At 70.7% G+C, this 25521-nt stretch carries 29 protein-coding genes; 10 read left to right on the forward strand and 19 right to left on the reverse strand.

The genetic code is table 11. The features are described 5' to 3' along the window. Positions 1-9 precede the first annotated feature (9 nt). Positions 10-762, reverse strand: coding sequence for an MBL fold metallo-hydrolase (locus tag C1703_RS14800; RefSeq protein ID WP_114253075.1), 753 nt, complete (start codon positions 760-762; stop codon positions 10-12). Positions 763-973: 211 nt separating this feature from the next. On the opposite strand from C1703_RS14800, the gene C1703_RS14805 reads away from it, so the two are divergent. Further along, positions 974-1423: a type II toxin-antitoxin system PemK/MazF family toxin gene (locus C1703_RS14805; protein ID WP_114253077.1), complete on the forward strand. Its 450-nt coding sequence runs from the start codon at positions 974-976 to the stop codon at positions 1421-1423. Positions 1424-1483: 60 nt separating this feature from the next. Here the strand turns inward: C1703_RS14805 and C1703_RS14810 are convergent, their stop codons facing one another. From C1703_RS14810 to clpS, 7 genes are all read right to left on the reverse strand, one after another. Continuing rightward, complete coding sequence (locus C1703_RS14810; protein WP_114253079.1) at positions 1484-2434, reverse strand: cysteine synthase; 951 nt, start codon at positions 2432-2434, stop codon at positions 1484-1486. Positions 2435-2440: 6 nt separating this feature from the next. Further along, positions 2441-2719, reverse strand: coding sequence for a MoaD/ThiS family protein (locus C1703_RS14815; RefSeq protein WP_031113213.1), 279 nt, complete (start codon positions 2717-2719; stop codon positions 2441-2443). Positions 2720-2842: 123 nt separating this feature from the next. Further along, positions 2843-2938 (reverse strand): putative leader peptide, encoded by a 96-nt coding sequence (locus tag C1703_RS40310; RefSeq protein ID WP_311688247.1) that lies wholly within the window; start codon positions 2936-2938, stop codon positions 2843-2845. A 99-nt stretch (positions 2939-3037) separates the two neighbouring features. Next, the gene (locus C1703_RS14825; RefSeq protein ID WP_114253083.1) at positions 3038-3460 is read right to left on the reverse strand and encodes a M67 family metallopeptidase; all 423 of its coding nucleotides are present in this window, start codon (positions 3458-3460) and stop codon (positions 3038-3040) included. Between the two features lie 132 nt (positions 3461-3592). Beyond that, positions 3593-5020 (reverse strand): amino acid permease, encoded by a 1428-nt coding sequence (locus C1703_RS14830; protein WP_114253085.1) that lies wholly within the window; start codon positions 5018-5020, stop codon positions 3593-3595. 341 nt (positions 5021-5361) lie between these two features. After that, positions 5362-5970 (reverse strand): DUF2017 domain-containing protein, encoded by a 609-nt coding sequence (locus C1703_RS14835; RefSeq protein ID WP_114253087.1) that lies wholly within the window; start codon positions 5968-5970, stop codon positions 5362-5364. A 32-nt stretch (positions 5971-6002) separates the two neighbouring features. Further along, positions 6003-6320 carry an ATP-dependent Clp protease adapter ClpS gene (gene clpS, locus C1703_RS14840; RefSeq protein ID WP_010039975.1) on the reverse strand — a complete coding sequence of 106 codons (318 nt, stop codon included), beginning with the start codon at positions 6318-6320 and terminating at the stop codon, positions 6003-6005. Between the two features lie 97 nt (positions 6321-6417). Between clpS and C1703_RS14845 the strand changes: the two genes are divergently transcribed. Next, positions 6418-7764: a nicotinate phosphoribosyltransferase gene (locus C1703_RS14845; RefSeq protein WP_114253089.1), complete on the forward strand. Its 1347-nt coding sequence runs from the start codon at positions 6418-6420 to the stop codon at positions 7762-7764. Between the two features lie 137 nt (positions 7765-7901). After that, a complete protein-coding gene (locus C1703_RS14850; RefSeq protein ID WP_037766740.1) occupies positions 7902-8492 on the forward strand; it encodes an isochorismatase family protein in 591 nt (196 codons plus the stop codon). Positions 8493-8559: 67 nt separating this feature from the next. On the opposite strand, the gene C1703_RS14855 is transcribed toward C1703_RS14850, so the two are convergent. The 7 genes from C1703_RS14855 to C1703_RS14885 all read right to left on the reverse strand — a co-directional run bounded on the left by C1703_RS14855 (position 8560) and on the right by C1703_RS14885 (position 14394). Further along, positions 8560-8943, reverse strand: a complete 384-nt coding sequence (locus C1703_RS14855; protein WP_114253091.1) for a hypothetical protein — start codon at positions 8941-8943, stop codon at positions 8560-8562. Further along, positions 8943-9464 (reverse strand): hypothetical protein, encoded by a 522-nt coding sequence (locus C1703_RS14860; protein WP_157993112.1) that lies wholly within the window; start codon positions 9462-9464, stop codon positions 8943-8945. The genes C1703_RS14855 and C1703_RS14860 overlap by 1 nt, the downstream gene beginning before the upstream one ends. Before the next feature lie 58 nt (positions 9465-9522). Next, entirely contained in the window at positions 9523-10299 is a 777-nt protein-coding gene (locus tag C1703_RS14865) for a hypothetical protein (protein ID WP_157993113.1), read from the reverse strand. A 98-nt stretch (positions 10300-10397) separates the two neighbouring features. Continuing rightward, positions 10398-10919, reverse strand: a complete 522-nt coding sequence (locus C1703_RS14870; RefSeq protein ID WP_157993114.1) for a hypothetical protein — start codon at positions 10917-10919, stop codon at positions 10398-10400. A 38-nt stretch (positions 10920-10957) separates the two neighbouring features. Beyond that, positions 10958-11482 carry a sigma-70 family RNA polymerase sigma factor gene (locus C1703_RS14875; protein ID WP_114253099.1) on the reverse strand — a complete coding sequence of 175 codons (525 nt, stop codon included), beginning with the start codon at positions 11480-11482 and terminating at the stop codon, positions 10958-10960. An 84-nt stretch (positions 11483-11566) separates the two neighbouring features. Next, positions 11567-11911, reverse strand: a complete 345-nt coding sequence (locus C1703_RS14880) for a hypothetical protein (RefSeq protein ID WP_114253101.1) — start codon at positions 11909-11911, stop codon at positions 11567-11569. A 122-nt stretch (positions 11912-12033) separates the two neighbouring features. After that, positions 12034-14394 (reverse strand): immune inhibitor A domain-containing protein, encoded by a 2361-nt coding sequence (locus tag C1703_RS14885; protein ID WP_114253103.1) that lies wholly within the window; start codon positions 14392-14394, stop codon positions 12034-12036. Positions 14395-14797: 403 nt separating this feature from the next. Here C1703_RS14885 and C1703_RS14890 point away from each other — a divergent pair, with 403 nt between their 5' ends. Continuing rightward, positions 14798-15076 carry a hypothetical protein gene (locus C1703_RS14890; protein WP_114257421.1) on the forward strand — a complete coding sequence of 93 codons (279 nt, stop codon included), beginning with the start codon at positions 14798-14800 and terminating at the stop codon, positions 15074-15076. Between the two features lie 54 nt (positions 15077-15130). Here C1703_RS14890 and C1703_RS14895 read toward each other — a convergent pair whose 3' ends face one another. Both C1703_RS14895 and C1703_RS14900 read right to left on the reverse strand, forming a co-directional pair. Beyond that, on the reverse strand, positions 15131-15898 hold the full coding sequence (locus C1703_RS14895) for an RDD family protein (RefSeq protein ID WP_114253105.1): 768 nt from the start codon (positions 15896-15898) through the stop codon (positions 15131-15133). A gap of 98 nt (positions 15899-15996) precedes the next feature. Further along, positions 15997-17901: an RDD family protein gene (locus C1703_RS14900; protein WP_114253106.1), complete on the reverse strand. Its 1905-nt coding sequence runs from the start codon at positions 17899-17901 to the stop codon at positions 15997-15999. A 245-nt stretch (positions 17902-18146) separates the two neighbouring features. Here C1703_RS14900 and C1703_RS14905 point away from each other — a divergent pair, with 245 nt between their 5' ends. Beyond that, the gene (locus C1703_RS14905; protein ID WP_114253108.1) at positions 18147-18557 is read left to right on the forward strand and encodes an SsgA family sporulation/cell division regulator; all 411 of its coding nucleotides are present in this window, start codon (positions 18147-18149) and stop codon (positions 18555-18557) included. Between the two features lie 10 nt (positions 18558-18567). Here the strand turns inward: C1703_RS14905 and C1703_RS14910 are convergent, their stop codons facing one another. Together C1703_RS14910 and hppD are read right to left on the reverse strand one after the other, a co-directional pair. Continuing rightward, complete coding sequence (locus tag C1703_RS14910; RefSeq protein ID WP_114253111.1) at positions 18568-19974, reverse strand: FAD-linked oxidase C-terminal domain-containing protein; 1407 nt, start codon at positions 19972-19974, stop codon at positions 18568-18570. An 84-nt stretch (positions 19975-20058) separates the two neighbouring features. Continuing rightward, positions 20059-21204: a 4-hydroxyphenylpyruvate dioxygenase gene (hppD, locus tag C1703_RS14915; protein WP_114253113.1), complete on the reverse strand. Its 1146-nt coding sequence runs from the start codon at positions 21202-21204 to the stop codon at positions 20059-20061. A gap of 123 nt (positions 21205-21327) precedes the next feature. On the opposite strand from hppD, the gene C1703_RS14920 reads away from it, so the two are divergent. From C1703_RS14920 to C1703_RS14940, 5 genes are read left to right on the forward strand one after another with little or no spacing between them, the layout of a single operon-like run. Continuing rightward, the gene (locus C1703_RS14920) at positions 21328-21798 is read left to right on the forward strand and encodes an Lrp/AsnC family transcriptional regulator (RefSeq protein ID WP_031113178.1); all 471 of its coding nucleotides are present in this window, start codon (positions 21328-21330) and stop codon (positions 21796-21798) included. 18 nt (positions 21799-21816) lie between these two features. Beyond that, positions 21817-22464 carry an ABC transporter permease gene (locus tag C1703_RS14925; protein ID WP_114253115.1) on the forward strand — a complete coding sequence of 216 codons (648 nt, stop codon included), beginning with the start codon at positions 21817-21819 and terminating at the stop codon, positions 22462-22464. Beyond that, positions 22457-23713 (forward strand): betaine/proline/choline family ABC transporter ATP-binding protein, encoded by a 1257-nt coding sequence (locus tag C1703_RS14930; protein WP_114253117.1) that lies wholly within the window; start codon positions 22457-22459, stop codon positions 23711-23713. Before C1703_RS14925 ends, C1703_RS14930 begins: the two co-directional genes overlap by 8 nt. Beyond that, complete coding sequence (locus C1703_RS14935; RefSeq protein ID WP_114253119.1) at positions 23710-24522, forward strand: ABC transporter permease; 813 nt, start codon at positions 23710-23712, stop codon at positions 24520-24522. The genes C1703_RS14930 and C1703_RS14935 overlap by 4 nt, the downstream gene beginning before the upstream one ends. After that, positions 24519-25484 carry a glycine betaine ABC transporter substrate-binding protein gene (locus C1703_RS14940; protein ID WP_114253121.1) on the forward strand — a complete coding sequence of 322 codons (966 nt, stop codon included), beginning with the start codon at positions 24519-24521 and terminating at the stop codon, positions 25482-25484. Before C1703_RS14935 ends, C1703_RS14940 begins: the two co-directional genes overlap by 4 nt. The last annotated feature ends 37 nt before the right edge of the window (positions 25485-25521 follow it).

Genomic DNA, 25521 nt, shown 5'->3' on the forward strand with positions numbered 1-25521 from the left:
GTGGATCGTTCAGATCTCGTACGTCTGCCGGGGTACGGCGAGCTCCACGGGACCGTCGTACACCTCGCGGGCGTCGACGAGGTTGACCTGCGGGTCCGTCCACGGCGGGATGTGGGTGAGGACCAGGCGGCGGGCACCGGCCCGGGCCGCCGTCTGCCCCGCCTCGCGGCCGTTGAGGTGCAGGTCGGGGATGTTCTCCTTGCCGTGCGTGAACGCCGCCTCGCACAGGAACAGGTCGGCGTCCCGGGCGAGTTCGTCCAGGGCCGGGGTCACGCCGGTGTCGCCGGAGTACGTGAGGACCTTGCCGTCGTGTTCGACGCGGATGCCGTACGCCTCCACGGGGTGGGCCACCCGCTCGGTGTGCACCGTGAAGGGGCCGATCTCGAAGGTGGACGGCTTGACCGTGTGGAAGTCGAAGACCTCGCTCATGGACGAGGCGGAGGGGGTGTCCGCGTAGGCGGTGGTCAGCCGGTGTTCCGTGCCCTCGGGTCCGTAGACGGGGAGCGGGTCGCAGCGGCCGCCGTCGTGGCGGTAGTAGCGCGCGACGAAGTACGCGCACATGTCGATGCAGTGGTCGGCGTGCAGGTGGCTGAGGAAGATCGCGTCGAGGTCGTAGAGACCGCAGTGGCGCTGCAGCTCGCCCAGGGCACCGTTGCCCATGTCGAGAAGCAGCCGGAAGCCGTCGGCCTCGACGAGGTAGCTCGAGCAGGCCGATTCCGCGGACGGGAACGACCCCGAGCAGCCGACGACGGTGAGCTTCATGAAGCAGAAACCTCCGCTGGCGGGAATGTCTGAGAGGGGCGTCGGGGGTCGTGCGGTTCGTCGAGCGTAAGGCGCAAAACCTCCGGTAGCTCCTCCGCCAGGGGCTGTTGTGGGCGAACTCACCTGTGCTGTCACCGGTTCGGCTGGCAGCGCCGGCGGTGATCCTCGCGAGGGGGGCGCGCTGGAGGGATGGCGCCGGTAACGTCTCAGTATGGACACGTCCTGGTGGCTGGCGCTCGCCGCGGTGGTACTGCTCGCGCTCGTCGCCACGCTCGTCGACGGCTGGGGGCGCGGGCGGCGGTGGCGGGAGCGGCGGACCGGGGTGACGGCACCGGCCGGCCCGGGGACCGGGCGGCCGCAGCCGGCGGAGATCTGGTGGGCGGACGTCCCCTACGAGGACGAGGCCCGGACGAAGGACCGGCCCTGCCTGGTCCTGGCGGTGCGCGGCGAGCGGGCCACCGTCGCGAAGATCACCACCCGTTTCCGCGACGCGCGCACCGGCGTCATCCCGCTTCCCCCGGGCTCGGTCGGCGACGCGCAGGGCCGCGCGAGCTTCCTGGAGACGGACGAGCTGCGCGAGGTGCCGGTGTGGGGCTTCCGGCGGCGGGTCGGGGTGGTGGATCCGGCGCTGTGGGACCAGGTGCGGTACCTGGCCGGGTGATCCGGACGGCGAAGGGGCCGGAGTCGTGACTCCGGCCCCTCGGTGTGTCCGTGCCGTCGGCTACGCCCAGAGCTGGCCCTGGAGCGTCTCGATGGCCTCCTCCGTGGTGGCCGCCGTGTAGACGCCGGTCGACAGGTACTTCCAGCCGCCGTCGGCGACGACGAACACGATGTCGGCCGGCTCGCCGGCCTTCACGGCCTTGCGGCCGACGCCGATCGCGGCGTGCAGCGCGGCGCCCGTGGAGACGCCGGCGAAGATGCCCTCCTGCTGGAGCAGTTCGCGGGTCCGGGTGACCGCGTCGGCCGAGCCGACGGAGAAGCGGGTGGTGAGCACGGACGCGTCGTACAGCTCGGGCACGAAGCCCTCGTCGAGGTTGCGCAGGCCGTAGACGAGGTCGTCGTAACGCGGTTCGGCGGCGACGATCTGGATGTCCGGCTTGTGCTCGCGCAGGTAGCGGCCGACGCCCATGAGCGTGCCGGTGGTGCCGAGGCCCGCCACGAAGTGCGTGACGGAGGGCAGGTCGGCGAGGATCTCGGGGCCCGTGGTCGCGTAGTGGGCGCCCGCGTTGTCCGGGTTGCCGTACTGGTACAGCATCACCCAGTCCGGGTGCTCGGCCGAGAGTTCCTTGGCGACGCGCACGGCGGTGTTGGAGCCGCCCGCCGCCGGGGAGGAGATGATCTCGGCGCCCCACATGGCCAGCAGGTCACGGCGTTCCTGCGAGGTGTTCTCGGGCATCACGCACACGATGCGGTAGCCCTTGAGCTTCGCCGCCATGGCCAGGGAGATGCCGGTGTTGCCCGAGGTGGGCTCCAGGATCGTGCAGCCGGGGGTGAGGCGGCCGTCCTTCTCCGCCTGCTCGATCATGTGCAGGGCGGGGCGGTCCTTGACCGAGCCGGTGGGGTTGCGGTCCTCCAGTTTCGCCCAGATGCGGACGTCGGGGGACGGCGACAGCCGCGGCAGGCGCACCAGGGGGGTGTTGCCGACCGCGGCCAGGGGTGAGTCGTAGCGCATGGGTGATCAGACCATGCCGCCGGCCACGGCCGGCAGGATCGTGACGTTGTCGCCGTCCGACAGCTTGGTGTTGATGCCGTCGAGGAAGCGCACGTCCTCGTCGTTCAGGTAGACGTTGACGAAGCGGCGCAGCTGGTCGCCGTCCACGATGCGGGCCTGGATGCCCGCGTGCCGGGTCTCGAGGTCGGTGAACAGCTCGGCGAGGGTGTCACCGGTGCCCTCCACCGCCTTCTGGCCGTCGGTGTACTGGCGGAGGATGGTCGGGATGCGGACCTCGATGGCCATGGCTCAGGGCTCCTGTCGGAAGGTGTCGTCGGTTGGTGGCGCGCGGCGGCGCGGGCGTGCGTGGTCGTACGCAGGTGGAGCGTTTCGCCGCGGCTCACGGCCGTACGGCGGCAGGGTGCTGCGTCAACAGATGGCGCTGGCGAGCCTGCACAGGTCGACGTGCAGCCGCGCCACGAGCAGATCGCCCGGCGTCTTTTCGCTCACGTCGTGGAAAACCATGGGCTCATCGTATCGATTCCCGGCCGGGCCTCCGGAGTGTGATCCCACACTTCGGACGTTATTCATCCGCATGTCGAGATTCCCGAGTTCAGGGCCTGCTCAGTACGCCTCGACGATGGTGACCTCCTCCTCCGTGACCTCGCCCTCGACGATCCGGAAGGAGCGGAACTGGAACTCGCCGGCCCCGTCGGTGTCGGCGGTGGAGACCAGGACGTAGTGCGCGCCGGGCTCGTTGGCGTAGGAGATGTCGGTGCGCGAGGGGTAGGCCTCGGTCGCCGTGTGGGAGTGGTAGATGACCACCGGCTCCTCGTCGCGGTCGTCCATCTCGCGGTAGAGCCTGAGCAGGTCGCCGGAGTCGAACTCGTAGAACGTGGGCGACATGGCCGCGTTCAGCATGGGGATGAAGCGCTCGGGGCGGTCCGAGCCCGCCGGGCCGGCGACGACGCCGCACGCCTCGTCGGGGTGGTCCTTGCGGGCGTGGGCGACGATCTGGTCGACGAGGGCCTGGGTGATGGTCAGCATGCTCGTCAGGATAAGCAGAAGGGCCGTTCCGTACCGATGGCTGGTACGGAACGGCCCACATGCCGGACGCCCTGAGCGGCAGCCGCAGGGAGTGCCACGAGAACTCCCTGCGGCGGGCGTCCCGCGGGTTGGTCAGCCGACCTTCTCGAACTCCGCGTCGCCGCGGCGCTCGGCGATCTGCGGGTTGCGGCTCTTGAGGAGCGCCCAGCCGATACCGAGGGCGACGGCCCAGCCGGCCGCGACGTACAGGCAGATCCGCGCGTCCTTGTCGTAGGCGATCATGCAGGTCACGCCGACGAGGAAGAGGAGCGCGACCCAGCTGAACAGCGCTCCGCCGGGGGCGGGGAAGGACGAGGCGCGCAGTCGGCCCGCGTCGACCGCGGCGCGGTAGCGGATGTGGCTGACGAGGATCATCATCCAGGTCCAGATGCCGGCCGCGGTGGCGACGGAGGTGACGTAGAGGAACGCCTTCTCCGGGACGACGTAGTTCAGCACGACGCCGATGCCCATGAGGGCCACGGAGACCGTGATGCCGACGGCGGGCGTCTTGCGGGCGTTGAGCTTGCCGAACGCCTGCGGGGCCTCGCTGTTGGCGGCCAGGTCGCGCAGCATGCGGCCGGTGGAGTACATGCCCGAGTTGCAGGACGACAGGGCCGCGGTGAGCACCACGAAGTTGACGATGCCCGCGGCGAGCGGGATGCCGATCTCGCCGAAGGCGTGGACGAAGGGGCTCTCACCGGCGGAGAACTCGGTCCACTTCACGACGGAGAGGATCACCAGCAGGGCGCCGACGTAGAAGACGATGATGCGCCAGGGCAGGGTGTTGATGGCCTTGGGCAGGGTCTTCTCGGGGTTCTCGGACTCGCCCGCGGTGACGCCGACGAGCTCGACGGCGAGGTAGGCGAACATGACGCCCTGGAGCGTCATCAGGCTGGAGCCGATGCCGTTCGGGAAGAAGCCGTCGTGCGACCAGAGGTTGGAGACGGTGGCGGTGTCACCGGCGTCGGAGAAGCCGAGGGTGAGCACGCCGAGACCGATGACGATCATGCCGATGATGGCCGTGACCTTGATCATCGAGAACCAGAACTCGACCTCACCGAAGATCTTGACGGAGATCAGGTTGACGCCGAAGAGCACCACCAGGAACACCAGGGCGCTGACCCACTGCGGGATCTCCGGGAACCAGAAGTGGATGTAGATCGCGGCGGCCGTGAGCTCGGCCATGCCGGTGACCACCCACATGAGCCAGTACGTCCAGCCCGTGACGAACCCGAAGAACGGGCCGAGGAACTCACGGGCGTACTCGGCGAAGGAGCCGGAGACGGGCCGGTAGAGGAGCAGTTCGCCCAGCGCCCGCATGATGAAGAAGATCACGACGCCCGCGAGGGCGTACATGAGGATGATGCTGGGGCCCGCCTTGGCGATGTTCGCTCCGGCACCCATGAACAGGCCGACGCCGATGGCGCCGCCGATCGCGATCATCTGGACTTGGCGGCTGCCGAGTCCGCGCTCGTACCCCTCTTCGGGCACGGTGTCCGTGTCGACCTGCGCAGAGGTCATGTGTGGTGCGCCTTTCTCCATGCCGACCCGGGCCTTCGTCGGCCTCGGATCGGGTCTCGATCCCCCCGGATTGCTGGAGTGGTGCCTGGCCGGCGGTTGCCGGCTCGGTGGCGCACCCGGCCGGACATTCGGGTGGTGTCGGCCGGGCGATCGTGAAGATTTATCACGGTCGCACCACTGATCACAGAGGTGCGGTGTGACGCGACACACAGGGAAACCGGACAAAGCGCACCCGAAAGAGACCATAGAAGGCAGGCCCGGTGACGCGATCGTTATCCGGATTTGAGCGTCCTCTGAGCGAACACCGAAGGGTCACCCGCCGGTCACGGAATCCCCACGGATCAGGGCATAAGCGTTCCGACCAGCGTCTCCTGGAGTCCACCGAGCCACAGGTAGGCCATCACCATCGGCTTGCGCGGGTCCTCGTCCGGGAGCCGGTAGAGGAGGTCGGTGTCCTCCTCTTCGGTGATCTCCAGGCGCGAGCCGATCGCGAGGCGCAGGTCGTTCAGGGCGCCGAGCCACTGCTGCGACTCCGCCGGTGACAGCTTCAGCACCGCTCCGCCCTCGTCGGCCGAGGCCGAGGCGAGCGCGTCCAGGGAGCGGATCACCGCGAGGGCGTTGTCCCGCTTGCCGGCCCGCAGGTCGTTCTCGGTGTAGCGGCGGAACTCGGCGGAGTAGGCGCGCTGCTCCTCGGCGTCCCGGGGCGAGGCGGGCTGCTCGGGGTCGCTGTAGGCGTCCGGGAAGAGCCGCTTGAGCACCGGGTCGGAGGGCGGCTCGCTCGGGCCCTCCGCGAACAGCTCGGCGAGCGGGTCGTCGGGGGCGTCCGCGGCGGGGCCGGGGCCGATGAGCTCCAGGAGCTGGACGGCCAGCGACCGGATGATGGAGATCTCGACGTCGTCGAGGGCGACGGCCGCGCCGCCGCCGGGAAGCGGTTCGAAGGTTCCGGGCATGAACGCCTTTTCACTGCTGGGCGGGCTGCTGGCTACTTGCGGTCCTGCTGGAGGGTGGCCCACAGGCCGTAGCCGTGCATGGCCTGCACATCGCGTTCCATCTCCTCGCGGCTGCCGCTGGAGACGACCGCCCGGCCCTTGTGGTGGACGTCGAGCATGAGCTTGGTGGCCTTGTCCTTGGAGTAGCCGAAGTACGTCTGGAAGACGTACGTCACATAGCTCATGAGGTTGACCGGGTCGTTGTGGACGATGGTGACCCAGGGGACGTCCGGCTCGGGTACGGCGAAGACCTCCTCCGCCGACTCGGTGCGTTCGATCTCCAGGGGCGCGGGTGACGTCACACTGCCCATGCTGCCACCCGAGGGGGGTAGTCGCACAAACGGGCCTGGAAACCGGGGACCTTGATGCAAATCGTCAAACTGACGAAATGGGGGTACGATCCCGCTCATGAACACAGCGGACCTTGGGCTGCCGGTGGATGTTCCCTCGACGGCGCTCTTCACGGACCAGTACGAGCTGACCATGCTGCAAGGGGCCCTGAAGGCGGGCACGGCCGAGCGGCGGAGCGTGTTCGAGGTCTTCACCCGGCGGCTGCCGAACGGGCGCCGCTACGGCGTCGTGGCGGGCACCGGGCGCGTGCTCGACGCGGTGGAGAACTTCCGCTTCGACGCGGGCGTCCTCGGCTTCCTGCGCGAGCGGGAGATCGTCGACGAGCAGACCCTGGAGTGGCTCGCCGGCTACCGGTTCAGCGGGGACATCTGGGGCTACCCCGAGGGCGAGGTGTACTTCCCGGGCTCGCCGATCATGCGCGTCGAGGGCAGCTTCGCCGAGTGCGTGCTGCTGGAGACCGTGATCCTGTCGATCCTCAACCACGACTCCGCGATCGCCGCGGCGGCCTCGCGCATGTCGGCGGCGGCGGGCGGCCGGCCGCTGATCGAGATGGGCGCCCGGCGCACCCACGAGCTGGCGGCGGTGGCGGCCTCCCGGGCCGCGTACGTCGGCGGTTTCGCGACCACCTCCGACCTGGCCGCAGGGTTCCGCTACGGCATCCCGACCGTCGGCACCTCCGCGCACGCCTTCACCCTGCTGCACGACAGCGAGCGGGACGCCTTCCAGGCCCAGGTGAACACGCTGGGCCGGGGCACCACGCTGCTGGTCGACACCTACGACGTCGCCGAGGCGGTCCGCACGGCCGTCGACGTCGCCGGGACCGAGCTGGGAGCGGTGCGGATCGACTCCGGGGACCTGCTGCTGGTGGCGCACCGGGTGCGGCAGCAGCTGGACGAGCTGGGCGCGACGGACACGAAGATCATCGTGACCTCGGACCTGGACGAGTACGCGATCGCCTCGCTGGCGGCGGCGCCCGTGGACGCCTACGGCGTCGGCACGCAGCTGGTGACCGGCTCCGGCCACCCGACCTCCTCGATGGTCTACAAGCTGGTCGCGCGGGCCGAGTCCGCCGACCCGAAGGCGCCGCTGGTGCCGGTGGCGAAGAAGTCCAGCGGCGGCAAGACGTCGGTGGGCGGACGCAAGTGGGCCGCGCGGCGGCTGGACGCGCACGGGGTCGCCGAGGCCGAGGTGATCGGCACCGGGCCGGTGCCCGGGCGGCTCGCGGACCGGCAGCTGCTGGTGGAGCTGGTCAAGGGCGGCGAGGTCGTGGCCCGCGAACCGCTGGACGCGGCGCGCGACCGGCACGCGGCGGCGCGCGCGGGCCTGCCGATGTCGGCGACGCAGCTCTCGCGCGGGGAACCGGTCATTCCGACGGAGTACGTCCAGGGGCCTTCGGGTAGTTAGAGCCTGCCGGACAGCCCCGGGCGGACGGGCGTGCGGCGATGCGCCGACCCGTGCCCCTCCCGTCTCCTCCCCCAAGTCAATAGGCTCGGAAGTTCACCGGCCGGGCTTGCCGACCTCATAGCCGAAGGACACCGACCATGCGCCGCGCCTTGATCGTCGTAGACGTGCAGAACGACTTCTGCGAGGGGGGCAGCCTCGCGGTGGCCGGCGGTGCCGATGTGGCCGCCGCCGTCACCGAGCTGATCGGACAGGCCGGCGGGTCCGGCTACCAGCACGTCGTGGCCACCCGCGACCACCACATCGCGCCCGGCGGGCACTTCTCCACCAACCCGGACTACGTCCGCTCCTGGCCCGCGCACTGCGTCGCCGGCACGGAGGGCGTCGGCTTCCACCCCAACTTCGCCCCCGCGGTCGCCTCCGGGTCGATCGACGCGGTGTTCGACAAGGGGGCGTACGCGGCGGCGTACAGCGGTTTCGAGGGCACGGACGAGAACGGGACGAAGCTGGCCGACTGGCTCCGCTCCCGCGAGGTCACCGAGGTCGACGTGGTCGGCATCGCCACGGACCACTGCGTGCGCGCCACGGCCCTGGACGCCGCGAAGGAGGGCTTCCGCACGCACGTCCTGCTCGACCTCACGGCCGGAGTGGCCCAGGAGACCACCGAGCGGGCCCTGGAGGAGCTGCGGGAAGCGGGCGTGGAGCTGTCGGGGAAGCCGGTCGTGCAGTAGGTGTCCGGCGGTCCCCCGGGCCGTGGGCCCGAGGCGACCGCCGGTGACCTGTGAGCGTCGGTGACCGCTAGGCGCGGATTCCTCCGATGTTGATGTCGTCGCAGCTTCGCTCGATGAACTCGCCGACGCGGACGCTGGCCAGCTTCGACCTGTCCCGCTCGTCCTCCTCGGGGTGCGCGTACCACTCCAGGAGCCGGTCGAATTCCTCGACGATGCCGTCGGGCGCCATGGCCTGAAGGTCCTGGATGACGTGCCGGCGATCGTGCGGAGTCAGTTCCTCCGCACGGGAGAGGTCGAGCGGCGCGGCCTCCTCGCAGAAATCCGCCGCCGCGGCTGTTTCCCGGAACGCGTCCACATCGACGGTTTCCCCGCCCGTGCGCATCCAGGTGACCGCGAAGAACGCGGCGGCGGCGACGGCGGCACAGCTGACGACCCACAGTACCTTCGACATCACGTACCCGCCTTAATGGCGTTCAGGTCGTGCTGGTCGTAGTACTGCGGCCAGATCTCCACGCGCATGCACGAATTGTTGTCCGTGTCATTGCTCTTGCTGCGGTGGCCGAGATCCCCGGTGTGGCCGAATTCGTGGCAGCCCAGGCTCTTCCATTGGGACGCCGTCTTGTACTGGTAGGTGTTGAAACGCACCCGCATGATGTCGCAGGACGTCCACAGCGCGTTCCAGTCGGTGCAGTCGGCCTTACCGTGCCAGCCGTTGTCGCCGTAATTGGAGTCGTAGACCTCGATGTCACCGCCGCCCCACGACGTGGTGATGACACTTCTCTCCAGCTGGCTCTTGCCGTGGTTCATCGCCTTGGTGCCGTTGGCGGTGAGGCTGAACCCCTTGACCGCCTGGTTCCGGTTGTCCGGGTCGGTTCCGTTGTCGTCGTGGCCGGCGTGCGCGGTGAACGGCACGCTCAGGGCGAGGGCCGCGGACACCGCCACCACGGCCATGAGTCTGCGCGAGCTCTTCACGATGTTCTACTCCCTTGCGAGGCGAGACGGGGCGAGACGAGGACAGGACCGGGCGGCGTCACGTGGACGACGGGTACGGAGTCGGCTCGGAGCCGTCGTTCGTCGAGTCGTCCGGCACCGGCTCGGTGGCACCGTCGTCCGGCACCTCGTTCTGCTGGTCGCCGTTGGCCGGCACGGGCTGCGGCAGGACGGTGAGCTGCCCGGCGTTGGCCGGGTCGAGCAGCCGCTTGAGCTCCGCGTAGAAGTCCGTGTTGGTCCGCCCCTCGATGAGCGGGAACAGCGGCCCCTCAGGGTCGGCGGACGACTTCGTGAGGCCGTCCTTGACCAGGACCCTGCCCTGACTGCTCACGTACCTCCATGTCGTGAGCATGACATCCTTGTCCAGGAAGAAGTAGCCGGTGTCGCCCACCTGGCTCCAGGTGAGGTGCTCCATCTGGTAGGCGTTGCCGGCCCCGTCCCAGCCCCACTCCTCGACCGTGATGGTCGACGGGACCTCGTAGCCGCTCTTCTTCATCACGGCGTCGACCCGGAGCTTCACGTTGCGCGCCTGGTCGATGCCGCCCTCCTCCGCGCTGCCGACCTTCCGGCCGGGCTCGGCGCTCAGCACCGTCCCGCGCACGAGGACCGGGGACGTTCCCACCAACGCGTTCACGGTGCTGAAGCTGAAGTCCTCCCGGCCGTGCACGACCCGTTCCGGGTGCGCGTCACGGTGCGCGGACGAGCCCGCCGCCGAGGACGACCCTTCCGCCGAGGCCGAGGCCGTGGCGATCCCGCCCGCCACGGCCCCGATCACCGCCGCGGCGGCGAGCGCACGCAGGAATCCCCCTGATTTCACTTTCACAAGCCCCCCACGGAGACAGAAAGAAATCTTTCCCTGACTGTGATCGCGCCGACAGTAGCAGGTGGGAGATCACCGAGGAAGGGAAATATTTTCTATCCGCGCCCCGAGCAGGCGGGGGCATCAGGATTACTGGCTTCCGCTTCCATCCATTCCCACGTCGGCTCGATCTCCCCGCCCGTGAAAAGCAGCGGCACCTCGCCGTCGAACCGCGAGACGCTCACCAGTACTCGCGCTCCCGTTTTGTAGGCCGCACCGTCTTCTTGCGGTACCAGGAATTCCGTTTTTTCGGGGCCCGTCGAGGGCTTGAGATACTTCTCGACATTCAGCCGGATGCGCACCTTTTCGTCACCCGCGGCCTCCGTACCGCTCACCGTGCCCGTCACGATCAGCTTCGAGCAGGCGACGATCCCCGACTGGTCCGGCTTCGCCTCCGTCTCCTCGGGGGAGGACCAGGGGGCCCACAGGGTGAGGAGCAGCGCCGCGGACGCCGCGAGGCCCAGGGACGCCAGCAGTGCGTTGCGGACCCGGTTGCCGCGCGGCGCCGGGGGCGGGGCTGCGGCCGGCTGCTCGTCCTCCTCCAGGAGACCTCCGATGAACCTCAGCTTCTCCCCCATGAGGGCCTCCATCTCCGGGTCTCCCGACCGCGCGTCCTTCACCGCTCCACCACCGCATCCGCTTCGAGACGTTCCCGCATGGCCCGGACAGCCGCGTGCAGACGGCTCTTGACGGTGCCGGCGGGTATGGCCAGCACCTCGGCGATCCGGGGCACGGTCAGGTCCGCGTAGTACCGCAGGATCAGCACCTGCCGCTGGAGCGCGGGCAGCGCGTCGAGGCCCTCGGCGACGGCCAGCGTGAGCAGCTCGTCCTCCGGCCCCGGCACGGTCTCCCGCCACGCGCCCATGGTCCTGAGCCGCTCGCTGACGCGCTCCTGCCGGTTCCTGCCGCGGTGCCAGTCCACCGCGTAGTTGGAGGCCACCGCCACGGCCCACGCGCCCAGGTCCCGGGGCGCCTCGGCCCCCCGGGCGAGCCGTTCGACCAGGCGGAGCCGCACCTGCTGCACGCCGTCGGCGTGATCGTCCCGTGGGACCCCGCCCAGCGCCAGCACCGCCTTCACACGGCGGATCTGCGCGACGCTGAGAAGATCCTGTTCCTCGGCCAGCACAGTCCCCCACCGCATCCCCTCGACGGCACCGTCACTACTGAGACGGAGGAGCAGGGGGAAACGTTCGCCCCGGGGGAGATTTTCCGGCTGCCGGGCGCTCTACGCGGGAGTCGCCGGGCGCCGCAGCAGTGACCTGATCGGGCGCCACAGTTCCTGGACCAGGTCCGGGCTGCCGACGACACCGTTGTCGGGGGCCGTGCGCCATATGAGGCCGTCGGGGTGGTGAAGGACCGCGGTGACCTCGTCCGGGGTCGGCGGGGCGGCGTTGCCGCGCAGGTACACCGAGCGCAGGCCGAGGTTGCGGAGCCTGGTCAGGGCTCGGGCGCGGTTCGCGGAATGAACCAGGACGCGGACGGCGCCGGAGCCGTCGGCGGCGGGGCTGGGCAGGTTCAGTGCCACCACCACCGTGCCGTTCGGCAGCTTGCAGAAACCTCCTGCGGCCATGTGGTCATACCCCCGTGTCGGTCGGTGTCAATAAGCGAGCCACAGGACGCACCTAAACACGGATCGGCGGTGACCCGCCAGTGGGTCACCGCCGATCATGCTCTGACCTGCTAAAACGCGATCTACTTCACCGCGGGGCCGACCTCGAGCTCGATCGTCGAGCCGTCGCCGGCCTCCTTGAGGATCTTGATTTTGGTGTTGGTGTCAGTGATCTTGACGCCGGCGGCGTCGTTCGACTCGTCGTAGTAGTCGTGGGTGCGGTCGTTGAAGACCGGCACGCCCTTCGACGACGGGATGCGGGTCGCCACGCCCGCCTTGTGCAGCGTCATGCCGTCCGTGCGGAACGTGCTGAACGGCGCGTCGTAGCTCTGGATGCGGTTGCGCATCAGCGTGCCGTCGGCCCACTTCATGGGCGTCGGGTGCGAGTCGATCGGCAGCAGCAGACCGGTGCCCGGGTGCTCGCTGGTGTTGTTGTCCGCCTGGGAGGTGTCCCACTTCCAGATCAGCAGGCCGTTCTGGTACGCGTAGTGCTCCACCCAGTCCGGACGGGTGTCGGTGAAGCCGAAGTTGTACGGGCCGGCCTTGAGGGTCTTGTCGTACGACACGTACTGGCGGTTCTCCGCGATGTAGTACTGCGCGTAGTCCTTGGTGAAGGACTCGCCCATGCGGGAGAAGCCCTTCGCCGTCCAGGCCGCGTCCGCGGACTCGGCGTCGTCGGAGAAGACGGTGGCGCCGTCGGCGGTCACGGCGATCCGGTCGGCCGTGAAGCCCTTCATCGCCAGGCCGCCGTCGGTCTGGTAGCGGAAGCGCAGGTCGAACTTCTTGCCCGCGTAGGCGTCCAGGGAGTACGCCAGCTTCTTGTAGCCGTCGACCGCGCCGCTCAGGGCCGGCTTGTCGCTGCCGTCCCGCGGGATCGGCCTGCCGTCCACGGTGCCGTCCAGGGCGGTCCAGTTGGCGCCGCCGTCGGTCGAGACCTCGGCGTAGAGGTGGTCGTAGTTGGCCTCGATCTCGTACCAGCCGTCGAGGGTCAGCGACGCCGACGTCTTCCCGGTCAGGTCGACGGAGCGGGTCAGCGTGTTCTTCAGGTTGTTGCCGCTGCCGCTCCACCACTGGGTGGCGCCCTGGGCCGGGGTGACCAGCCGGGTGGTGACGGCCTTCTTGGGCAGCTCCACCACCAGGGCCTGCTTGTGCTTGGTGTTGTACTCCGCCACGCCCAGCTTGTGCCAGGAGTCGACACCCGCCTTGGCGCGGTCGTAGTTCAGCCAGCCCAGCTGGAGCTTGTCCCAGGCGGTCATGTCGCCGGGCAGGTCGCCGATCTCGTTCTTGCCGGTGCCCAGCCAGGAACCGGACGACATCAGCGTCCAGAAACCGGTGGAGTTCTCGCCGCCCGCGGTGTCGTAGTGGTCGGGCAGGCCGAGGTCGTGCCCGTACTCGTGGGCGTAGACGCCGAGTCCGCCGTTCTCCGGCTGGACGGTGTAGTCGCCGACCCAGATGCCGGTGTCGCCGATCTTCGCGCCGCCGAGCTTGTTGTTCTCGGGGCCGGTGGCGCCGGCGTCGGTGCCGAAGGCGTACCAGCGGTGGGCCCAGATCGCGTCCTCGCCCTGGGCGCCGCCGCCCGCGGACTCGTCCTCGCCTGCGTGCACGACCTGGAAGTGGTCGATGTAGCCGTCGGACTCGTTGAAGTCGCCGTCGCCGTCGAAGTCGTAGCGGTCCCACTGGTCGTACTGCTTGACGTCCGCCTTGATCTCGGCGTCGGTCTTCCCAGCTGCCTTCTGCTGGGAGACCCACGCGTTCAGACCGTCGCTGACGACGTTCCACACGCTCGGGCAGTTGGTGTCGCCGCAGGCGTTGTTGCCGTAACGGGCCTCGTTGTAGGGGACCTTGACCCAGTCGGAGACCTCGCCCTCGACCGAGTAACGGCCGGAGGACTGCTTCTCGTAGTACTTCTTCACCGACTCGGTGTTCTTGCCGGTGCCGAAGTAGAGGTCCTCGAAGTACTCGCGGTCGTAGTCCGCGCGCCAGGCCGTGGAGTTGTCCTTCTTGCGGTCCGGCTTGGGTATCTGGTTGTGCAGGGGACCCGGGGTGCCGCCGTAGCGGCTGTCTATCTGGTCGCCGAACTCGACCAGGATCGTGAAGATCTTGTCGGTCTTCTCGCGGCCGAGCTCGACGTACTTGCTGTCGCCCTTCTTGCTCTTGAGCTGGACGACCTTCGAGCCCTCACGGTTCCTGACCGTGGCCTTGCCGGAGATGACCTGGTTCAGGGCCTCCTGGCGCTGCGCCTCCTGGGTCTTGCTCAGCGGGCCTTCGAGGTCGTGCTCGTCGTGCTGGTGATCCGCCGGGTCGCGCCGGTCCACGGTGGTGGGCCGGGGAGCGGAGGTGTGGTCGTCCGCCTGGGCCACGCCGTGGGCCGAGAGGGTGGCGGTGGCCGCCGCGAGCGCCACACCGATGGCAGCCGCTCTGAACGTCCAGGGTCTGCTGGTCACTTGAGTTCCTCCCCCGCGTCCGAGCGCGCGGAAGGAAGGGGTCCCGGTCGTGGAAGGGCCGCGCGCGCGTGATCAACGCGTGTAGTCAAGTGACGACATTTGACTAGAGGTTTAGAAGAAAAGACAGACCTTGACTTGCACAGGACAAGTGCACTATGCGGATCCGAGGTTCGTTTTACGGACAACCAACCCTGGGTCCCGCCGTCCTGCGGGCGCGTACATCTGTCCACCAGGTGGACGTCATGACTCCGTGCGCCCCCTGTGCACCGCCCTTGTTGATTAGGTCACGCTTACCGTTCGTTCCGCTCGGGCACGCTGCCGGTTAGAGTCGCTTGACGGAACGCCCGAAAGCTGGCGGAATGCCAGGCCGACGCCCCCGTGGACCCCCACTTTCGAGGACATGATGGCCATGCCCCGTCCGACTGCCGCACAGCTCGCCTACGGTTCGTGCACCGTGATCTTCTCGACCCTCGCCATGCTGCTGCTGTCACAGACGACTTCGGGCGCGGGGATCGCGGCCGTCACCGTCGCGGCGCTCGCCCTCGGGCTGCTGGTCGCCATGACGGTGCCGCTGCCCGGCAAGCGCCCGGCCGCGGTGGAACAGCCCGCACCCGTGGAGCCCGTACGGGCCTCGGTCACCGCGCCGGTCCAGGAGCCGGTGCGCGAGCGGGCGGCCTCCTGACCGCCCGCTGCTCCTTGCGTACTGTTCCGTACCGCCAGTTGATCCCGCTGTGCCTCAATTCGCGCTGACCACGACCGTTTTGGCCGCCTTGTCGTGCAGGCCCTGCTTGTAGGGCTCGTTGAAGAAGCTCCAGCCGCCGCAGATCACGAGCCAGAGGCAGGGGCAGCACAAGGTGGCCGGGAGCCACAGCACCGCCGCGCGCGTCAGCGCGTTCTGCGCGGAGGGTGTGGCGGTGCTGTCGAGGTCGACCACCCGGAGGCCCAGCAGTTTCTTGCCGAGGGTCTGGCCCGTCCTGGCGGTCAGGACGGTGTCGTAGGCGACGTACAGGACGGCGGCGACCACGGACCGCCAGAGGGACTGGGCGACGTCGATGCGGTCGGTGTCCACGTCGTACTCGTTGACGCCGAGGCCCCAGGTGAGCAGCCACATGACGGCGCCGACGAGGATCAGGTCGATGACGCGGGCGAGGGTGCGTTTGGCGCCGTCGGCGAGCGGGGGCAGGCCGGAGACGGGGGCGTCGGGGTAGGGGCCGCCGCCGTAGGGACCACCGCCGTAAGGACCACCGCCGTACGGTCCACCGCCGTACGGGCCGCCACCGGATGGGCCACCGCCGTACGGGCCGCCACCGGATGGGCCATCTCCGTGAGCACCACCGCCGTACGGGCCGTCGCCGTAAGGGCCTTCGCCGGGGTACGGCGGGAGTCCGCTGCCGTCGTGCGGGCCGCCCGTGCCCTCGCCGGGCGGCTCGCTCGGGGGCCGTTTTCTGAGCGGGTCGTCTTCCGGGGGCTGCTGACCGGAGCCGGGGGGCGGTTCACTGCTCATGGCCCGAGTCGACCGCGAACCCCTCGGCTCCGCATCCGGCGGACGGCCGTCCGAGGCACGGGCTCACCGGGCCCGGTCCCCCGGCCCCCGGCGGCCGCTCAGCCCGCGACGAACGTGTGCGCGGCCTTGTCGTGCCAGCACTGGCGCCACGGCTTGTCGAAGAGGCACCAGGCGACGCCGACAAGGCCGACGGCGAGGAGGCCGGGCACGCTGTAGACGAGCCAGCGGCGCAGGGCCGCGCCGAACTCCGGGGCATCGTGGCCCTCGATGTCCCGTACTTCGAGGCCCATCAGCTTCTTGCCGAGGGTGCGGCCCCACTTGGCGGTGGGCAGCACCTCGGAGACGACGCCGGCGAGCAGCAGGACGGCCAGGATGATGCCGAGGTAGACCGACGTGGTGCCGTCGAGCAGCCAGACCGTGACCGTCTCGCCGGAGAGCTTGGCCGCGTCGATCTTCTCGTTGACGTGGTCGATCGCCTTGCCGCCGAGGGGGACGGCGGCCACGGCGGTGAGGCCGGCCAGGACGACGGTGTCCAGCAGCCGGGCGACCAGGCGCTTGCCGAGCCCCGCGGGGCGGGCGGCCGCCTGGCGCCGGGCGGCCGCCTGGAACGGGTCGTCGACCGGGGGTTTCCAGGGCGCGACGGGCTGATCGTCGTCCCCGCCGGCTCCGGCGAGCCGGTGCACCTGCTGCGCCCAGGACGACTGACCGCCGCCGGGGCCGGGGCTGAGGGGCGTGGCGGCGGAGGCGACGGCACCGGCCTGCGGCCCGCCGGGCTGCGGTCCGCCGGGCTGCGGAGGAACCGTGGGGGCCGCCTGCGGTCCGGACAGCGCGGCCGCACCGGCCTGTGCGGCGGCGGCCCGGGCGGCAGCGGCCTTGCCGGCGCCGAATCCGGGGCGGTCCGGGGCCCCGGCGGGGGCGGCACCGCCCTGCGCGCTGAAGGCGGGCCCTGCCGGACCACCACCCGAGCCGGTGGCCTGCGCCCCGAAAGCGGGCCCCGCCGAACCACCCGCACCGCCGGCACCGCCCGAACCCGCCGGTCCGAAGCCGGAAGCCCCGGAGCTACCGCCTCGGCCCGCCGCTCCAGACTGCCCACCAAAGCCGGACCCGGCCGGGCCGCCTCCCGAACCGGCCGCGCCGGAAGTCCCGGAGTTACCACCCCGGCCCGCCGCCCCGGCCTGCCCACCCAACCCGGACCCCGCCGGACCACCGCCCGAACCGGCCGCGCCGCCCGGGGTGCCCGGGGCGCCGAAGGCGGCCCCCGTGGTGCCGCGGCCCTGGCCGACCGAGCCCGCGGCATCCGCGGGGCCCTGCGAACCGAAGCCCGCGGCGCCGGACTTGCCGCCGGGGCCCGCCGGCGGTGCGTCGCCGGCGGTCGGGGACGCGCCCGGGCCCGTGCGCGGTGAGACCGCGCGGAACGTCATCGTGCCCTCGTCGGGGCGGTCGGCGGAGGCCGCTGCCCCGCCCCCGGACTCGCCCTTCGGGCGGCGGAAGACGAACGTGCTGCCGGCGGCCGCGGCGCTCTCCTCCTGGTCGGCGGCCCGGGCCGCGGACTCGCCGTCAGGCTGCCGGTCCTGCCGGTCCCCGGGCGCCACCCTCGGGTCAGCCCCCTGGGCGCCCTGGGCGCCGTGCGCCCCCTGCGCCCCCTGCGGTGCGCCCCACGAGACGCGGCGGTCCTGGCTGCCGCCGAAACCGGACTGGCGGGAGCGGTCCGCGCCCCACGCGGACGCGGGCTCGGGACGGCTGCCGTGCTGGGCGTCCGCGGCGGAGCGGTCCTCGACCGGGTCCTCGTCGAAGAAGTGCGGGCCGGTCTCCTCGACCGAGGCGGCCGGGGCCCCCGCACCGGGCGGCGGCGCGAGCGACTCGCCGTCCTTGGGCGCCGGACGGCTGGTGCCCGGTACCCAGGAGGCACCGTTCCAGTACCGGACATATCCAGGAATGGACGGGTCCGGGTAATACCCTTCGCGGGGCCTGTCGTCACCGGGGGCCGGGGTTGGGGCGCTCATGTCCGTCGTCCCGTATCTGCTCGGGGGCCAAATGGGGGCCTCCACATCTATCAGACGAGCGCAACCCCCACCGCCGCTCCCACCGGACCCACCCCTTTCGAGCACCGATGTGCTACGCGTCGCCCGGCCCCGGCGCGTCCCCCTGCGAAAAAACTTCCGGCAACGCGCGTAATGGCGCGGCCCCCGCCCGCTCTCACCTCCCGACCGGCCCGCAAGGGCAGCCGTCAGGAGAAGGGAAGACCGCCATGCACAACGTGGTGGAGCGGGAACTGGAGCTGAAGCTCGTCCTGTCGCCGGAGCGCAGGATCACGGTGCCGGCCCGGCTCGGGTACCTCACCGGCGATCCGTACGCCGTGCACGTCACCTTCCACGTCGACTCCGCGCACCCCGTGCACTGGACGTTCGCCCGGGACCTGCTGGTGGAGGGCGTGTTCCGGCCGTGCGGGCAGGGGGACGTGCGGGTGTGGCCGACGAAGAGCGAGGGGCGGGGTGTCGTGCTGATGGCGCTGAGTTCACCCGACGGGGACGCCCTGCTGGAGGCCCCGGCGGCGCAGGTGTCGGCGTGGCTGGAGCGCACGCTGCGGGCGGTCCCGCCGGGGACGGAGGGCGAGCGGCTCGGGCTCGACGACGAGCTGGCCGAGCTGCTCGCCCAGTGAGCCGCCGGCCTCAGAACAGCTTGCCGGGGTTCAGGATGTTCAGCGGGTCGAAGGCCTGCTTCACGGCCCGCTGCATCTCCATCCCGACGGGGCCGATCTCGCGCGCCAGCCACTCCTTCTTCAGGACGCCCACGCCGTGCTCGCCGGTGATGGTGCCGCCGAGTTCCAGGCCGAGGGCCATGATCTCGTCGAAGGACTCGCGGGCGCGGCGGGACTCGTCGGGGTCCGCCGGGTCGAAGCAGACCGTCGGGTGGGTGTTGCCGTCGCCCGCGTGGGCGACGACGCCGATGGTGAGCCGGTACTTCTCGGCGATCCGGTCGACCCCGTCGAGCATCTCGGCGAGCCGAGAGCGCGGTACGCACACGTCGTCGATCATCGTCACGCCCTTGACGGCTTCGAGGGCGGTGAGCGACAGGCGGCGTGCCTGGAGGAGCAGTTCGGACTCGGCCGTGTCGTCGGCGGGGACGACCTGGGTGGCGCCGGCGGCCTCGCACAGCGCGCCGACGGCGGTCAGGTCGGCGGCCGGGGCGTGGGTGTCGAAGGCGGCCAGGAGCAGGGCCTCGGTGGTCTCGGGGAGGCCCATCTGCGCCAGGTCGTTGACGGCCTTGACCGTCGTACGGTCCATGAGTTCGAGGAGTGACGGGACGTGGCCACCCTCCATGATGCGGCACACGGCGTCGCAGGCGGCGGCCGAGGAGGCGAACTCGGCGGCCAGCACCAGCTGCTCGGGCGGCTTGGGGCGCAGGCCGAGGACGGCCCGGACGACGATGCCGAGCGAGCCCTCCGAGCCGACGAACAGCCGGGTGAGGTCGTAGCCGGCGACGCCCTTGGCGGTGCGGCGGCCGGTGGACATGAGCCGCCCGTCGGCCAGCACCACGTCCAGTCCGAGGACGTACTCGGCGGTGACGCCGTACTTCACGCAGCACAGGCCGCCCGAGGCCGTGCCGATGTTGCCGCCGATGGTGCACATCTCCCAGCTGGAGGGGTCCGGCGGGTAGTACAGGCCGTGTTCGCCGACGGCCCGGGACAGGGCGGCGTTGACCACGCCGGGCTCGACGACGGCAATGCGGTCGACCGGGTTGATCTCCAGGATCCGGTCCATCTTCGTCAGGGAGAGCACGATGCAGCCGTCGGAGGCGTTGGCGGCGCCGGACAGTCCAGTGCGGGCGCCCTGGGGGACGACCGGGACGCGCAGGGCGGTGGCGGTGCGCATCACGTGCTGGACCTGTTCGGCCGTGCGGGGCAGTACGACGGCGGCCGGGGTGCCGGCCGGGCAGAAGCTCGCCATGTCGTGGGCGTAGGAGGCCGTGATGTCGGGGTCGGTGAGCACCGCCTCGGCGGGGAGGCCGCCGAGCAGCAGGTCGACGAGGTTGCCGGTCCGGTCGTCGCTAGGCGCTTCGATACGGCTCATGATCACAGGTTCGCATCCGGGGCCAACGCTGTGAACCCCGCGGCCGTGCGGGTGCCCCGTGACACCCGCACGGCCCAGAGGCGCCGTCGGCTACAGGTTGCCGCGGCGGGCCTGTTCGCGCTCGATCGCCTCGAACAGGGCCTTGAAGTTGCCCTTGCCGAAGCCCATGGAGCCGTGGCGTTCGATGATCTCGAAGAAGACCGTCGGACGGTCCTGGACCGGCTTGGTGAAGATCTGCAGCAGGTAGCCGTCCTCGTCGCGGTCGGCGAGGATCTTCAGCTCGCGCAGGGTGTCGATCGGGACCCGGGTCTCGCCGACCCACTCCCCCAGCGTGTCGTAGTAGGAGTCGGGCGTGTTGAGGAACTCGACGCCGGCCGCGCGCATCGTGCGGACCGTCTGCACGATGTCGTTGGTGTTCAGCGCGATGTGCTGCACGCCCGCGCCGCCGTAGAACTCCAGGTACTCGTCGATCTGCGACTTCTTCTTCGCGATGGCCGGCTCGTTGATCGGGAACTTGACCTTGAGCGTGCCGTCGGCGACGACCTTCGACATCAGCGCGCTGTACTCGGTGGCGATGTCGTCGCCCACGAACTCCTTCATGTTCGTGAAGCCCATGACCTTGTTGTAGAAGCCGACCCACTCGTTCATGCGGCCGAGTTCCACGTTGCCGACGCAGTGGTCGATCGCCTGGAAGGTGCGCTGCGCGGGCGGCTCGACGATCGGCTGCGCGGCGACGTAGCCGGGCAGGTAGGGGCCGTCGTAGCCGCTGCGCTCGACGAGGGTGTGGCGGGTCTCGCCGTACGTGGCGATGGCGGCCAGGACGACCGTGCCGTGCTCGTCCTTCAGCTCGTACGGCTCGGCGACCGAGCGGGCGCCGTGCTCGATGGCGTAGGCGTACGCGGCGCGCGCGTCCGGGACCTCGATGGCGAGGTCGACGACGCCGTCGCCGTGCTCGGCGACGTGCCGGGCGAGGAAGTGGCCCCAGTCGGTGGACGGCTTGACGACCGAGGTGAGGACGAAGCGGGCGGAGCCGTTCTCCAGCACGTAGTTCGCGGTCTCGCGGCTGCCGTTCTCCGGTCCGGAGTAGGCGACCAGCTTCATGCCGAAGGCGGTCGAGTAGTAGTGCGCCGCCTGCTTGGCGTTGCCCACGGCGAAGACGACCGCGTCCATTCCCTTGACCGGGAAGGGGTCGGCCTGCCGGGCGGTGTCGGGAGTGTGGTGTGTGGTCTGCGTCATAGCCGCAGGGTCTCCCCGCTCGGCAAGGTGCGCAATAGTTTGCGCTTTGGCTGGGCAATCTGTTCAGCAAGACGGCCGAAGTATCGGTCCTTCTGTACAGGATGACCACCTCGGGAGGCTGCTGTGTCGATCGATCGTCTGGACGGCCGGATCATCCTGCTGCTCGCCCGGGAGCCGCGGATCGGGGTGCTGGAGATGTCGCGGCGGCTGGGGGTGGCCCGGGGCACGGTGCAGGCCCGGCTGGACCGGCTTCAGTCGAACGGAGTCATCCGCGGATTCGGCCCGGAGGTGGATCCGGCCGCGCTCGGCTATCCGGTCACCGCATTCGCCACGCTGCAGATCCGGCAGGGCCAAGGAGCCGATGTACGGGCCCACTTGGCGTCCGTGCCCGAGGTGCTGGAGCTGCACACCACCACCGGCAGCGGGGACATGCTGTGCCGTCTCGTGGCCCGCTCGAACGCCGATCTCCAGCGTGTGATCGACCGGGTCGTCGGTTTTGATGGCATCGTCCGGGCCTCCACGGCGATCGTCATGGAGAACCCCGTCCCGCCGCGGATCATCCCGCTGGTGGAGCAGGCCGCGGAGGAGACCTGAGTCGTGGGGTGAGCGCGTGTGAGCTTCTGGGAGTACCTGGCGGGCCGGCACGAGCAGCTGCTCGCGGACGCCTACCAGCACGCGAGCGCCGTCTTCCAGTGCATGGTCGTGGCGGCCCTGCTCGGGGTGCTGATCGGGGTCGCCACCTACCGCAGCGAGTGGGCCGGGAACCTCGCGACGACGGCCACCGCCACCGTCCTGACCGTGCCGGCGCTCGCCCTGATCGGCCTGCTCGTCCCGGTCGTGGGGCTCGGCGTGGCGCCCACGGTGATCGCGCTGACCCTGTACGGGCTGCTGCCGGTGGTGCGCAACGCGATCGTCGGGCTGCGCGGCGTCGACCCGGCGCTGGTGGACGCGGCCACGGGCATCGGGATGTCCCGCCCGGCCCGGCTGCTGCGGGTCGAGCTGCCGCTGGCCTGGCCGCCGATCCTGACCGGGATCCGGGTCGCGACGCAGATGCTGATGGGCATCGCCGCCATCGCCGCCTACGCCTCCGGCCCGGGACTCGGCAACGTCATCTTCCGCGGACTGGCCTCGCTGGGCAGCGCCAACGCGCTCAACCAGGTCCTCGCGGGCACGCTCGGCATCATCGTCCTGGCGCTGCTGTTCGACGCCGCGTACGTCCTGATCGGGCGGCTGACCATCCCCAGGGGGATCCGTGCCTGAGACCGACGGCCACGGCGCCTCCATCGAGCTGGAGAACCTGACCAAGCGGTTCCCCGGCGGCGCGCAGCCGGCCGTGGACAACGTGAGCATGGAGATCAGGGCGGGCGAGGTCGTCGTCCTCGTCGGGCCCTCGGGTTGCGGGAAGTCGACCACGCTCAGGATGATCAACCGGCTGATCGAGCCGACCGGCGGCCGGATCCGCATGGGCGGCGAGGACGTCACCGACATCGACCCGGTCGGGCTGCGCCGCAAGGTCGGCTACGCGATCCAGTCCGCCGGGCTCTTCCCGCACATGACGGTCGCGCAGAACATCGGTCTGGTCCCGAGGATGATCGGCTGGCCGAAGGCCCGGGTCAGGGAGCGGACCGAGGAGCTGCTCGACCTCGTCGGCCTCGACCCCGGCGAGTTCCACGGCCGCTACCCGCGCCAGCTCTCCGGCGGCCAGCAGCAGCGGGTGGGCGTGGCCCGGGCGCTGGCGGCCGATCCGCCGGTGCTGCTGATGGACGAGCCGTTCGGGGCCGTCGACCCGATCACCCGGGACCACCTCCAGGACGAGCTGATCCGGCTGCAGCACGAGCTGCGCAAGACGATCGTCTTCGTCACCCACGACTTCGACGAGGCGATCAAGCTCGGCGACCGCATCGCCGTGCTGCGCGAGCGCTCGCACATCGCCCAGTTCGACACCCCCGAGGCGATCCTGACCAACCCGGCGGACGACTTCGTCTCCGGGTTCGTGGGCGCCGGGGCGGCGCTGAAGCGGCTGAACCTGACCCGCGTACGGGACGTGGAGATCACCGACTACCCGACCGTCACGGTCGACGACCCGCTCCAGCAGATCTTCAACCGGCTGCGGGCCGGCGGCACCAACGAGATCCTGCTGCTCGACCGGCGCGGCCGCCCCTACAAGTGGCTGCGGCGCGGCGACCTGATGCGGGCGCGCGGCTCGCTGGCCCGGGCCGGGACCCTGGTGCACGACACGGTCACCCGGGACGCGACCCTGCGCGACGCGCTGGAGGCGGTGCTCACCGACAACGCCGGACGCGTGGCGGTGACCGGGCGGCGCGGCGAGTACACGGGCGTCGTCGACATGGAGACGCTCCTGAACTCCGTGCACGACATGCTGGAGGCCGACCGGCTCGACGCGCGGGAGCACCAGCACGAACTGGAGGAACTGCGGGCCGCGCAGACCCACGCGGAGCAGGAGGGGGCCGGGGGTGTGACGGGCGTGGGCCCCGGAGGGCGGCGGTGACGGCCACGGAGGCCGGGGAAGCCGCCGGGCCGCTCGGCGAGGCGCCCCGGCGGCGGCCCGGGCGACGCCCCCGGCCGGCCCGCGTCGGCTGGCGGAAGCTGACGTTCCTGCCCGTGGGCCTGATCGCCGTGCTGCTCGCCACCTGGCTCTGGTTCCAGCAGGCCGACCTGGACGCGCTGACGCGGAACGCGTTGTCCGGCGGGCAGGTGTCCAAGGCGCTGTGGCAGCACATCCAACTCACCGCGATCTCCACGTTCTTCGTGCTGGTCATCGCGGTCCCGCTGGGCGTCCTGCTGACCCGGAGGGCGTTCAGCAGGGCCACTCCGGTGGCGATGGCCTTCGCCAACATGGGCCAGGCGACCCCCGCGATCGGCCTGCTGGCGCTCCTGGTGATCTGGCTGGGCATCGGCCGCCGGGCCGCCCTGATCGGCATGATCGCCTACGCCGTCCTGCCGGTGCTGTCGAACACGATCACCGGCCTGAAGGCGAACGACCCGGCCCTGCTGGAGGCGGCGCGGGGCATCGGCATGTCCCCCACAGGCGTGCTGACCCGGGTGGAGCTGCCGCTGGCGGTCCCGCTGATCCTGGCGGGCGTGCGCACGGCCCTGGTCCTCAACGTCGGTACGGCGACCCTGGCGGTCTTCGGCGGGGGCGGCGGGCTGGGCGTGCTGATCACGACCGGGATCACCAACCAGCGGATGCCGGTGCTGGTGCTGGGCTCGGTCCTCACGGTGGTGCTGGCGCTGCTGGTGGACTGGCTGGCCTCGCTGGCGGAACTGCTGCTGCGGCCCCGGGGGTTGCGGGCATGAGGGGGTGGGCGGGCCTCGCCGCGCTCGGGCTGCTGCTGGCGGCCTCCGGGTGCGGCCTGACCAGCGGCTCCCCCATGGTCGACGACGTCCGGCCCGGGTCGGTCGGGCGGGGCGAGCCGCTCAAGGGCGCGCGTCTGACGGTGACGTCGAAGTCGTTCACCGAGGGCCTGATCCTCGGCGCGGTCATGGGCATCGCCCTGGAGGCGGCCGGGGCGGAGGTGCTCGACCGCACGGGCATCCAGGGCTCCGTCGGCAGCCGGGAGGCGGTACGGAAGGGCGACGCGGACGCCGGGTACGAGTACACGGGCACGGCCTGGATCACGTACCTGGGGCACAGCGAGCCGATCGCCGATCCGCGCCGGCAGTGGGAGGCGGTGAAGAAGGAGGACGCCGCGAACGGGCTGGCCTGGCTGCGGCCGTCGTCCCTCGACAACACCTACGCGCTGGCGATGAACCGGCGGAACGCGAAGAAGTACGGCACGAAGACCATGTCGGACGTGGCGGAGCTGGCGAAGTCCGACCCCGGTGCCGTGCGGCTGTGCGTGGAGGTCGAGTTCGCGAACCGGGCGGACGGGCTGCCGGGCATGCAGAAGCGGTACGGGATGGACCTGCCGGCGCGGAACGTCACGCAGATGGACACGGGGATCATCTACACGCAGACGGCGAAGGGCAGTTGCCCGTACGGCGAGGTGTTCACGACGGACGGGCGCATCAAGTCGATGGACCTGGTCGTGATGGACGACGACCGGAAGTTCTTCCCCCACTACAACGCCGCGCCGATGATCAACGCGAGGACGCTGAAGGAGTGGCCGGCGATCGCGGACGTCCTGGACCCGGTGACGGCACGACTGAACAACGCCGTCGCGCAGGAGCTGAACGCGAAGGTGGATGTGGACGGGGAGGATCCGCATCAGGTGGCGTTGGACTGGATGGTGGAGGAGGGGCTGGTCAGGGAGGGGTAGGACGAGTTGCAAAGAAACCCTTGCAAGGGTTTCTTTG

Origin of the sequence: Streptomyces sp. Go-475 (assembly GCF_003330845.1) — a bacterium.
In the GTDB taxonomy this organism is placed as follows: Bacteria; Actinomycetota; Actinomycetes; order Streptomycetales; family Streptomycetaceae; genus Streptomyces.

Bases quoted from the DNA above. Each gene is read 5' to 3' on its own strand.
- C1703_RS14805 (WP_114253077.1), top strand. From the start codon at position 974: ATGGACACGTCCTGGTGGCTGGCGCTCGCCGCGGTGGTACTGCTCGCG.
- C1703_RS14850 (WP_037766740.1), top strand. From the start codon at position 7,902: ATGCGCCGCGCCTTGATCGTCGTAGACGTGCAGAACGACTTCTGCGAG.
- clpS (WP_010039975.1), bottom strand. From the start codon at position 6,320: ATGGGCAGTGTGACGTCACCCGCGCCCCTGGAGATCGAACGCACCGAG.
- C1703_RS14900 (WP_114253106.1), bottom strand. From the start codon at position 17,901: ATGAGCGCCCCAACCCCGGCCCCCGGTGACGACAGGCCCCGCGAAGGG.
- C1703_RS14845 (WP_114253089.1), top strand. From the start codon at position 6,418: ATGAACACAGCGGACCTTGGGCTGCCGGTGGATGTTCCCTCGACGGCG.
- C1703_RS14895 (WP_114253105.1), bottom strand. From the start codon at position 15,898: ATGAGCAGTGAACCGCCCCCCGGCTCCGGTCAGCAGCCCCCGGAAGAC.
- C1703_RS14825 (WP_114253083.1), bottom strand. From the start codon at position 3,460: ATGCTGACCATCACCCAGGCCCTCGTCGACCAGATCGTCGCCCACGCC.
- hppD (WP_114253113.1), bottom strand. From the start codon at position 21,204: ATGACGCAGACCACACACCACACTCCCGACACCGCCCGGCAGGCCGAC.
- C1703_RS14940 (WP_114253121.1), top strand. From the start codon at position 24,519: ATGAGGGGGTGGGCGGGCCTCGCCGCGCTCGGGCTGCTGCTGGCGGCC.
- C1703_RS14815 (WP_031113213.1), bottom strand. From the start codon at position 2,719: ATGGCCATCGAGGTCCGCATCCCGACCATCCTCCGCCAGTACACCGAC.
- C1703_RS14875 (WP_114253099.1), bottom strand. From the start codon at position 11,482: ATGCGGTGGGGGACTGTGCTGGCCGAGGAACAGGATCTTCTCAGCGTC.
- C1703_RS40310 (WP_311688247.1), bottom strand. From the start codon at position 2,938: ATGGTTTTCCACGACGTGAGCGAAAAGACGCCGGGCGATCTGCTCGTG.
- C1703_RS14870 (WP_157993114.1), bottom strand. From the start codon at position 10,919: ATGGGGGAGAAGCTGAGGTTCATCGGAGGTCTCCTGGAGGAGGACGAG.
- C1703_RS14880 (WP_114253101.1), bottom strand. From the start codon at position 11,911: ATGGCCGCAGGAGGTTTCTGCAAGCTGCCGAACGGCACGGTGGTGGTG.
- C1703_RS14810 (WP_114253079.1), bottom strand. From the start codon at position 2,434: ATGCGCTACGACTCACCCCTGGCCGCGGTCGGCAACACCCCCCTGGTG.
- C1703_RS14800 (WP_114253075.1), bottom strand. From the start codon at position 762: ATGAAGCTCACCGTCGTCGGCTGCTCGGGGTCGTTCCCGTCCGCGGAA.
- C1703_RS14830 (WP_114253085.1), bottom strand. From the start codon at position 5,020: ATGACCTCTGCGCAGGTCGACACGGACACCGTGCCCGAAGAGGGGTAC.
- C1703_RS14905 (WP_114253108.1), top strand. From the start codon at position 18,147: ATGCACAACGTGGTGGAGCGGGAACTGGAGCTGAAGCTCGTCCTGTCG.
- C1703_RS14890 (WP_114257421.1), top strand. From the start codon at position 14,798: ATGGCCATGCCCCGTCCGACTGCCGCACAGCTCGCCTACGGTTCGTGC.
- C1703_RS14855 (WP_114253091.1), bottom strand. From the start codon at position 8,943: ATGTCGAAGGTACTGTGGGTCGTCAGCTGTGCCGCCGTCGCCGCCGCC.
- C1703_RS14835 (WP_114253087.1), bottom strand. From the start codon at position 5,970: ATGCCCGGAACCTTCGAACCGCTTCCCGGCGGCGGCGCGGCCGTCGCC.